Origin of the sequence: Nostocoides japonicum T1-X7 (genome assembly GCF_001046855.1) — a bacterium.
GTDB lineage: Bacteria > Actinomycetota > Actinomycetes > Actinomycetales > Dermatophilaceae > Nostocoides > Nostocoides japonicum.
In genome coordinates this window covers 3,198,825-3,206,523 of the sequence record NZ_HF570958.1, presented here as the reverse complement: position 1 = coordinate 3,206,523, position 7,699 = coordinate 3,198,825, and the positions used below count along the sequence as shown (strand labels likewise).

Genomic DNA, 7,699 nt, shown 5'->3' with positions numbered 1-7,699 from the left:
CGGACCCGGGCGCGGCTCGTCGACGCGGCCCGGCGGGTCTTCGAGCGCGACGGGTACATCGACGCCCGGCTCGCGGACATCACGGCGGAGGCCCGGTGCTCGACGGGGACGTTCTACCTGTACTTCGCGAACAAGGAGCAGGTCTTCCACGCCGTCCTCGAGCAGGTCCAGGACGACATGCTGCACCCGGGTTCGGGTCGCCTCGACGACCCCGAGACCTCCCCGTATGCCGTCATCGAGGCGAGCAACCGCGCATACCTCAACGCCTTCAAGCGGAACGCCCGGCTCATGATGCTCCTGGAGCAGGTCGCCACCCTCGACCCGAACTTCAGGGCCCTGCGACGCCGACGTGGCGAGGCCTTCGTGCAGCGCAACGCCCGAGGGATCGCCAACCTCCAGGCCCGCGGTCTCGTCGACACCGAGCTCGACGCCTACCAGTCGGCGAGCGCGCTGTCGGCGATGGTGAGCTTCACGGCGTACTACACCTACTGCGTCGCCGAGGAGGACACCCCTGTCGAGGACCTCGTCCGCACCTGCACCCGGCTGTGGGCCAACGCGCTCGGACTGGCACCGGAGGCCAGGGGACGCTGACCGCAGGCGCCGAGGCTGGGTGCCGTCCTATGCCGGGCGAGCGGCCGAGAGCCGGAGCAGCTCGGCGGCGATGCCCCGGGGGCGACGGCTCGGATGCCAGACCGCCCGGAGCCGACGCGGCATCGCGAGGTCGTCGACCGCGACGGCGACGAGGCGGCCGGCCTCGAGGTCGCGCTGGACGGCGAGCGAGGAGAGGATCGTCGGCGCACCGAGGGTGATGGCGGCGTCGCGCACGGCCGCGGTCGATCCGAGGACCTGACGCGGCGGGACGTGCTCGGGCATCGCCCGCTCGAGTCGCTCCCGGGTCCCGGATCCCTCCTCCCGGAGGACGAGCGGTGTCGAGGCGAGCTCCTCCCGCCCGACAGGTGATCGTCTCGATGCCCACGCATGGTCGGGCGGGACGACGACCATGAGGACATCACGGGCCACGACGCGTGAGCGCAGCGTCCGGGGAACCCGGGGTCCCTCGACATAGCCGAGGTCCACCTCGCCCTTGGCGACGAGATCGAGGACGGTCTCGGAGTTGCCGGGCACGACGTGGATCCGCACGTCGGGGCGCTCGGCCCGCAGCCGCGCCGCCCAGCCGGGCAGCAGCGCCTCCGACACCGTGTTGCTCGCGGCGACCCGCACGACCTCCGCGGCCTCGGTCCGCAAGGACTCCGCGCCCCTGTCGAGGGCCGTCGCGGCGTCGAGCACGGCCTGCGCCCAGGTGACGACGAGGCGACCGGCCTCCGTCACGGCGACCCCGCGCGTCGAGCGTTCGAAGACCGCGACGCCGAGGAGCCGCTCCGCGGCCGTGATGCGCGCGCTGACGGCCTGCTGGCTCACGCCCAGCTCGGTGGCGGCGCCGGACATGCTGCCTCGCGCCGAGACGACGACGAGTGCGTGGAGCTGGTCCAGGTCCGGAACCCGCGCGAGATGGCTCACGCCGGTCAGCCTACGTGGCCACAAGCGGTGTTTGTATCGGAACAAGAGTGACGCCCCTACCCGCGGTCCGAGTCGCACCGCACGATGGCATACGTGACCCTCGTGCCCGCCCGACCTCGCACCGTCCCCGCTGCCCCGCACTCGGAGCGGACCGTCCCCCGTGCCATCCTCCCGCCGGTCGGCCCCGGCTGGTACGGCAGTGTCATGGGTACCGGCATCCTCGCCGCGCTCCTCGGCCTCCACGCGCCGAGCGCTCCCGACCTGCTCGTCCCGGCGACCGCCGTCCTGCTCGTCGGGTGGACGCTGCTCGTCGGTCTCAGCGTCGGGTTCGGTGCGCGCGTCCTCGCGGATCGCGCCGCCCTGACGAGCACGCTCACCGAGGCGGCCGTCGCACCGATGTGGGGGACCGTCTCGATGGGCATCCTGTCGGTCGGGTCCGCGACGCTCATCGTGGCACCGCAGGTCACGCCGGCTCTCGCGCACGGGGCCCTCGTCGCGGATCTCGTTCTCTGGTGCGTGGGTACGCTTCTCGGCCTCGCGACGACCCTCGCCTTCCTCGGGGCCGTCGTGAGGCGCGACCTCGGCGCGCCAACCCCCGTCTGGGGGCTGCCGGTCGTTCCCCCGATGGTGTCGGCGACGACGGGCGCGGCCCTCGTGCCGCACCTGGCGTCCCCCACGGGCCAGCTCGCCCTGCTCGTCGTATCGGTCGCCTGCTTCGTCGTCTCTCTCGTCATCGGCGGCGTCGTCTTCGCCGCGGCATACCACCAGCACGCCCGCGTCTCGCAGGTCCCGCTCGCGGCCGCGGCGACGCTGTGGATCCCGCTCGGCGTCGTCGGCCAGTCGATGGCGGCCGCCCAGGCCATCGCCGTCCAGAGCGACCGGTTCCTCTCTCCCGCAGCGGTTCCGGCCGTCCACGGGCTCGCCCACGCATACGGCGACGTCATGCTCGTGGCGGCCGTGCCGGTCGTCGTCGTCGCGGTTGTCGCCACCGTCCGTGGATTCCGGGCCCGTATGCCGTTCTCCCCCGCCTGGTGGTCGCTCACCTTCCCGCTCGGCACCCTCGCCCTCGGCGCCCACCTCCTCGGATCCGACGGCGGGCACGCCGCCGTGTCGGCCATCGGGGTCGTGGCGCTGGCCGGCCTCGTCGGGACGTGGACCCTCTGCGCCGTCGCCACGCTCCGGGCGGTCGCGGCGAGCCGGTCCGTCGAGGCGGCCCGGGGTGCCGCACCGGTCTGAGAGGCCGCGTCGTAGCGTCGAGGCCATGACGACGCATACCTATGCGACGACGCTCACCTGGTCCGGGTCGACGGGCGCGGGGTACGAGGCGTACGGCCGCACCCACGAGGTGATCCCGCACGGGGCAGGCGGGCTCGTCCTCAGTGCCGACCCGGCCCCTTCCGCGGCGACCCACAGCTCACCAACCCCGAGCAGCTGCTCCTCGCCGCCGCGAGCTCCTGCCAGCTGCTGTCCTTCCTCGCGGTCGCCGCGCGGGCCCGGCTCGATGTCGTCGGCTACGTCGACGAGGCGAGCGCCGTCATGCCGGAGGACGAGCGTCCGATGCGAATCACCGAGATCGTCCTGCGGCCCCGGATCCGATTGCGGGGCAGGGGATCGGAGAAGGTGCCGCGCCTCGTGCGGATCGCCCACGAGGAGTGCTTCATCGCGAACAGCCTCGCCGTCGACGTGCGCATCGAGCCGACCGTCGACGTCGAGGACTAGGCGGTCGCGTCCGCGATGAGCCGGCGGATCGTCTCCAGCTGGTAGCGGGAGGTCTCGTCGGCCGTCTCGTCCTCGGCGAAGACGTTGGAGCAGATGATGGCGTCCTCACGGGCGAGGAACCCCGTCGCCGCCAGGGTCCCGAACAGCTCGGCCCAGTCGACGTCGCCGTCGCCGATCCGCAGGTGCTGGTGGACGCGGGCGGGATTGCCCGGCGGGTTGGTGATGTAGCGCAGCCCGTGGGAGCGGCGGTGGTCGAAGGAGTCGGCCGTGTAGACGGCGCCGAGGCGGTCGCCGAGCGCGGGGAGCAGGGTCGTCGCGCGGTCGCCGTAGTGGAAGGTGTGGCTGCCGACGTAGACGAAGCCGACGGCCGAGGTGTCGAGGCCGCGGATGATGCGCCACGCCTCCAGGCCGTCCTCGACGAAGTCGTCGGGGTGGGGGTCGATGTTGACGGTGATCCCCTCCGCCTCGATGAGTGGCAGGAGCTCCTCCATCGACCGGTAGAACCCGGCCTCGGACTCCTCGGCTCGCTCGGGCCGCCCGGAGAACTCGGTGTTGATGACGGGCACCTCGAGGTCGACGGCGATCTGGATGATCCGGCGCCAGTTGCGCACGGCCGCCTCGCGCAGCCCCTCGTCGGGCCAGGACCACCGCTGGACGGGCAGCAGGGAGGTGATGCCCACTCCCGCGTCGGCGGCCCGCTTCCGGAGCGCGGCGAGGTATGCCGCGTCGGCCCGCGGGTGGCCGAAGAACGGCACGAGGTCCGGGTGGGGCGTCAGCTGGACCCATTCGTACCCGGTGCGCGCGGCGACGTCGAAGAAGTCCAGAAGGTCGTGAGTGGCGTGGTAGGGCGTCGGGTCCAGCGCGATCTTCACCATGGCGATCCTCCGGGTCAGCTGGCGGGTGTCGGGAGGGCCTTCTCGGCCTCGAGCAGGGTGGTCACGGCATACCGCAGGCCCTCGAGCTGGTCGAGCTCGGCGTCCTCGTGCTCGATGTTGACGGGCAGGTCGGGGTCGACGGCGCGCAGCGCGCCGAGGAACTCGGTCCACCACGCCACGTCGTGACCGCGCCCGACCGCGACGAAGTCCCACGAGGCGTTGCTCGGCCAGCCCGACAGGGACGTGCCGCCGCCGAGGGAGAGGTGACCCGGCTCCCCGGAGGCCACTCGCGTGAAACGGTCGTCGAGGACTCCGTTGACCTTCGCGGCGTCGTTGATGCGGGTGTCCTTCGCCGCGGCGTTGTAGACGAGGTCGCCGAGGTCCTGGACCGCGCGGACGGGGTCGATCCCCTGCCAGAAGAGGTGGCTGGGATCCAGCTCGGCGCCGACGTGGGTCGCGCCGATCGCCTCGGCGAGCCGGTGCATCGTCGAGGGGTTGAAGACGACGTTCGCGGGGTGCATCTCGACGCATACCCTGACGTCGACGTCCGCGGCCCGGGCCTGGACCTCCTTCCAGAAGGAGACGGCGACCTCCCACTGGTAGTCGCGGACGTCGAGGAGCGGGCTCCACCACGTGAGGGGGTTCCACGCGGGCCGCGTCGAGGCGGCGTCGGTCCCTGGGGCACCGGACATCGTGACGACCCGCCTCACCCCGAGGAGGGCGGCCAGCTCGATGGAGTCGAGGAGGTCCTGCCGGTGGGGGAAGCCCTCCTGCGGGTAGAGCGGGTTGCCGTTGCAGTTGAGGGCCGTGAGGGTCAGTCCCCGGCTCTCGAACTCGCCGAGGTAGTCCTGCCGGGCCTGCTCGCTCGCCCGGATGTCCGCCACGGGCAGGTGGACCGGCGGCAGGAAGCCGCCCGAGTTGATCTCGACGCTGCGGAGGCCGAGCCCCGCGAGCACGTCGAGGGCCTCGCCGAGAGGCTTGTCGAACAGGCACGCGTCGTAGGCGCCGAGGAGCATGAGGGTCCTTCCAGGTGCGGGTCAGGCGTAGAGGTCGGGAGCAGGTGGCAGGTCGAGGGCGACGGGTCCGGTGGTGCCGAGCGCCTCCACCCCCGCCGCGCAGGCGACGGCGACCTTGTATCCGTCCCACGCGGACGGACCGGTCGCCTCACCGCGCCGGGTCGCGTCGACCCAGGCCCGCAGCTGCGCGTCGTATGCCGCGCTGAACCGGGTGCCGAAGCCCTCGTGCTCGGCGATCCGGAACGCCGCGTCCTGCCACAGCTGGAGCCCCTCGGGCTGACCGATCCGGGCGACGCCGCGCTGGAAGACCGCCTCGGTCGCGACCTGGTACCCGAACTGGATGCTCACGTTCATCTCGACGTCGACGAGGACGTCGTTGTCGAGCTCCATGAGGACGAGGATCGGCTCGCGGAGGTGAGCCGGGCTCAGGGCGTTGCGCTTGGCATACCGCACCTCGACCGAGCGGATGGTGCCTCCCGCGAGCCAGGGGACGACGTCGAACTCGTGGACGACGGAGTCGTTGATGAGCATCTGCTGGGTGTAGCTGCCGGGCACGGCGGGGTTGCGGTGGACGCCGCGGACCATGAGCAGCTCCCCCGCCGTGCCGGCGGCGACGAGGTCGCGCAGCTGCCGGTACTGCGGATCGAAGCGGCGCATGAAGCCGACCTGGATGAGGCGTCGTCCGACCGCCTGCTCCGTCTCCAGGACGCGCCAGGAGGACTCGGGGTCCGGGGTCAGCGGCTTCTCGCAGAGGATGGGCAGTCCCGCGCGGAGCGCCGCGAGGAGGACGGGCTCGTGGAACTGGCCGGGGGTCGCGACGACGACCGCATCCATGGCGCCGGCCTCGAGGGCGTCCTCGATGCGGGTGTACGTCGCCGCGCCCGGTGCGAGGGCCGTCGCGGCGGCCGAGCGCGTCTCGTCGGGCTCGACGATCGCCGACACCGTCGCTCCGGCGATCGTCGTCGTGAGCCGGGTGATGTGGTCGGTGCCCATGAGGCCGGCGCCGACGACGCCGACGCGCAGGTCCGGGGTGTTCGACATGAGGGTGCTCCTTGTCTGGGGTGCGTGTCGTCCGGTATGCGGCGTGCCCGGGTCAGCGGGAGCCGGTCCAGTGGCGGACGGGGCCGAGGCCGCAGGCGGCGTAGTAGCCCGCCGTCCGCGCGGCGATGGGCAGGGGGACGTCGGGCTCGACGGGGTAGAGGTCCTGCTCGATGACGGCGTAGATGTCGCGGTCGAGGCCGGCGAGGGCGCCCAGGAGCGGCGGCATGTCGGGCACGCCGTAGGCCGGCTCGCACATGACGCCGAGCTTGACGGCCTCCGAGAGCGGAAGGTCCTCGGCGAGCGCCCGGGCGCGGACGGCCGGGTCGACCGACTTGAGGTGGACGTAGGTGATCCGCTCGGGGAAGCGCTCGATGATCTCGATGTTGTCGCCCTCGCAATAGGCGATGTGGCCGGTGTCGAGGCAGAGGTTGACCAGCCCCGGGTCGGTGTCGGTGAGGAACCGCTCGATCCGCTCCTGGGTGTCGACATGGGTGTCGACGTGGGGGTGGAAGACGAGCTTGACGCCGAACCGCTCGAGCAGGTAGCGGGCCAGCTCGTCGGTCCCGGTCACGAGGTTCTTCCACTGCTCGAGGTCGAGGTCCGCACCCTCCGTCGCCACGCCGGAGTGCATGTCGGTGTACTGCTCGGGCAGGTGGACGAGGTACTCCGCCCCGACCGCCGACAGCAGCGCCGCCTCCCGCCCGAACGCCTCCTTGGCCTCCGCGAGCGCCTCGGATCCACGATGGAGGCCGGCGAAGACGGTGCCGCCGCAGACGGTGAGCTCGCGGGCCGCGAGCTCGTCCTTCAGCTGCTCGGGATCCTGCGGCAGGAAGCCCTGCGGGCCGAGCTCGGTGTACCGATAGCCCACCCGGGCGACCTCGTCGAGGTAGACGTCCCACGTGACCTGGTGCGGGTCGGACGGGAACCAGACGCCCCAGGAGTCGGGGGCGGTGCCGAGACGGAGGCGGGACAGGTCAGCCATCGGAGGTTCCTCTGCGGGTGCGACATTGCGGGTGCGGACGTGACGTGCGGGGTAGGTGCGTGTGGCGCTGCTGGTGTGGATGCGGCTCGTGCGGATGCCGGTGCGGATCGATCGGCAGGTTCGGGGTGGCTCGGCGGGTTCAGGGTGGCGGTGCGGGTAGCTCGGCAGGTTCGGCGTGCTGGTGCGGGAGACGATGTCGTCGGGCGACGTCGGGGTGTCATCTTGGCACGTGCTAAGTACATGGCACGCCCCGAGCCCTTGTCAAGGCTTTGTCCTGACAATTGCTGGACGCTCGTGTCGCATGCGGGGCGCCGGGGCCATCGCGGCCGTTGCCGGAGCGGATCGAGGTATTCGATGACGGGTCGAGGGGCCGGCTCCCTGGATACCTCGACCGCGATGAGCGCCGCCCGAGTCGAGGTACGTGGCGACGCTGCGAAGGTCCCTGGATACCTCGACCCGAAATCCGCCCCACCCGAGTCGAGGTACGTGGTGACACTCCGATGGTCCCTGGATACCTCGACCCGAAATCCGCCCCACCCGAGTCGAGG

General features: G+C 72.0%; 8 protein-coding genes. 3 read left to right on the top strand and 5 right to left on the bottom strand.

Annotation, left to right across the window (positions count from 1 at the left end):
- Nucleotides 1-591 (top strand): TetR/AcrR family transcriptional regulator (locus BN12_RS14480; RefSeq protein ID WP_200901224.1); only part of this gene is annotated, 591 nt, incomplete at its 5' end.
- A gap of 27 nt (nucleotides 592-618) precedes the next feature.
- On the opposite strand, the gene BN12_RS14475 is transcribed toward BN12_RS14480, so the two are convergent.
- Nucleotides 619-1,518: a LysR family transcriptional regulator gene (locus BN12_RS14475; RefSeq protein WP_200901223.1), complete on the bottom strand. Its 900-nt coding sequence runs from the start codon at nucleotides 1,516-1,518 to the stop codon at nucleotides 619-621.
- 84 nt (nucleotides 1,519-1,602) lie between these two features.
- Between BN12_RS14475 and BN12_RS14470 the strand changes: the two genes are divergently transcribed.
- A complete protein-coding gene (locus tag BN12_RS14470; RefSeq protein ID WP_083454662.1) occupies nucleotides 1,603-2,754 on the top strand; it encodes a TDT family transporter in 1,152 nt (383 codons plus the stop codon).
- Nucleotides 2,755-2,811: 57 nt separating this feature from the next.
- On the top strand, nucleotides 2,812-3,237 hold the full coding sequence (locus tag BN12_RS26600; RefSeq protein ID WP_327152701.1) for an OsmC family protein: 426 nt from the start codon (nucleotides 2,812-2,814) through the stop codon (nucleotides 3,235-3,237).
- On the opposite strand, the gene BN12_RS14460 is transcribed toward BN12_RS26600, so the two are convergent.
- Genes BN12_RS14460 through BN12_RS14445 form a run of 4 tightly spaced genes read right to left on the bottom strand, consistent with a single transcriptional unit; the run spans nucleotide 3,234 to nucleotide 7,151 of the window.
- Nucleotides 3,234-4,112: a sugar phosphate isomerase/epimerase family protein gene (locus tag BN12_RS14460; protein WP_048553510.1), complete on the bottom strand. Its 879-nt coding sequence runs from the start codon at nucleotides 4,110-4,112 to the stop codon at nucleotides 3,234-3,236. The two genes, BN12_RS26600 and BN12_RS14460, sit on opposite strands and share 4 nt — an antisense overlap.
- 14 nt (nucleotides 4,113-4,126) lie before the next feature.
- Entirely contained in the window at nucleotides 4,127-5,128 is a 1,002-nt protein-coding gene (locus BN12_RS14455; protein ID WP_048553507.1) for a sugar phosphate isomerase/epimerase family protein, read from the bottom strand.
- Between the two features lie 21 nt (nucleotides 5,129-5,149).
- Nucleotides 5,150-6,169 carry a Gfo/Idh/MocA family protein gene (locus tag BN12_RS14450; protein WP_048553504.1) on the bottom strand — a complete coding sequence of 340 codons (1,020 nt, stop codon included), beginning with the start codon at nucleotides 6,167-6,169 and terminating at the stop codon, nucleotides 5,150-5,152.
- 52 nt (nucleotides 6,170-6,221) lie between these two features.
- Nucleotides 6,222-7,151, bottom strand: coding sequence for a TIM barrel protein (locus BN12_RS14445; RefSeq protein ID WP_157635500.1), 930 nt, complete (start codon nucleotides 7,149-7,151; stop codon nucleotides 6,222-6,224).
- Nucleotides 7,152-7,699 lie beyond the last annotated feature (548 nt).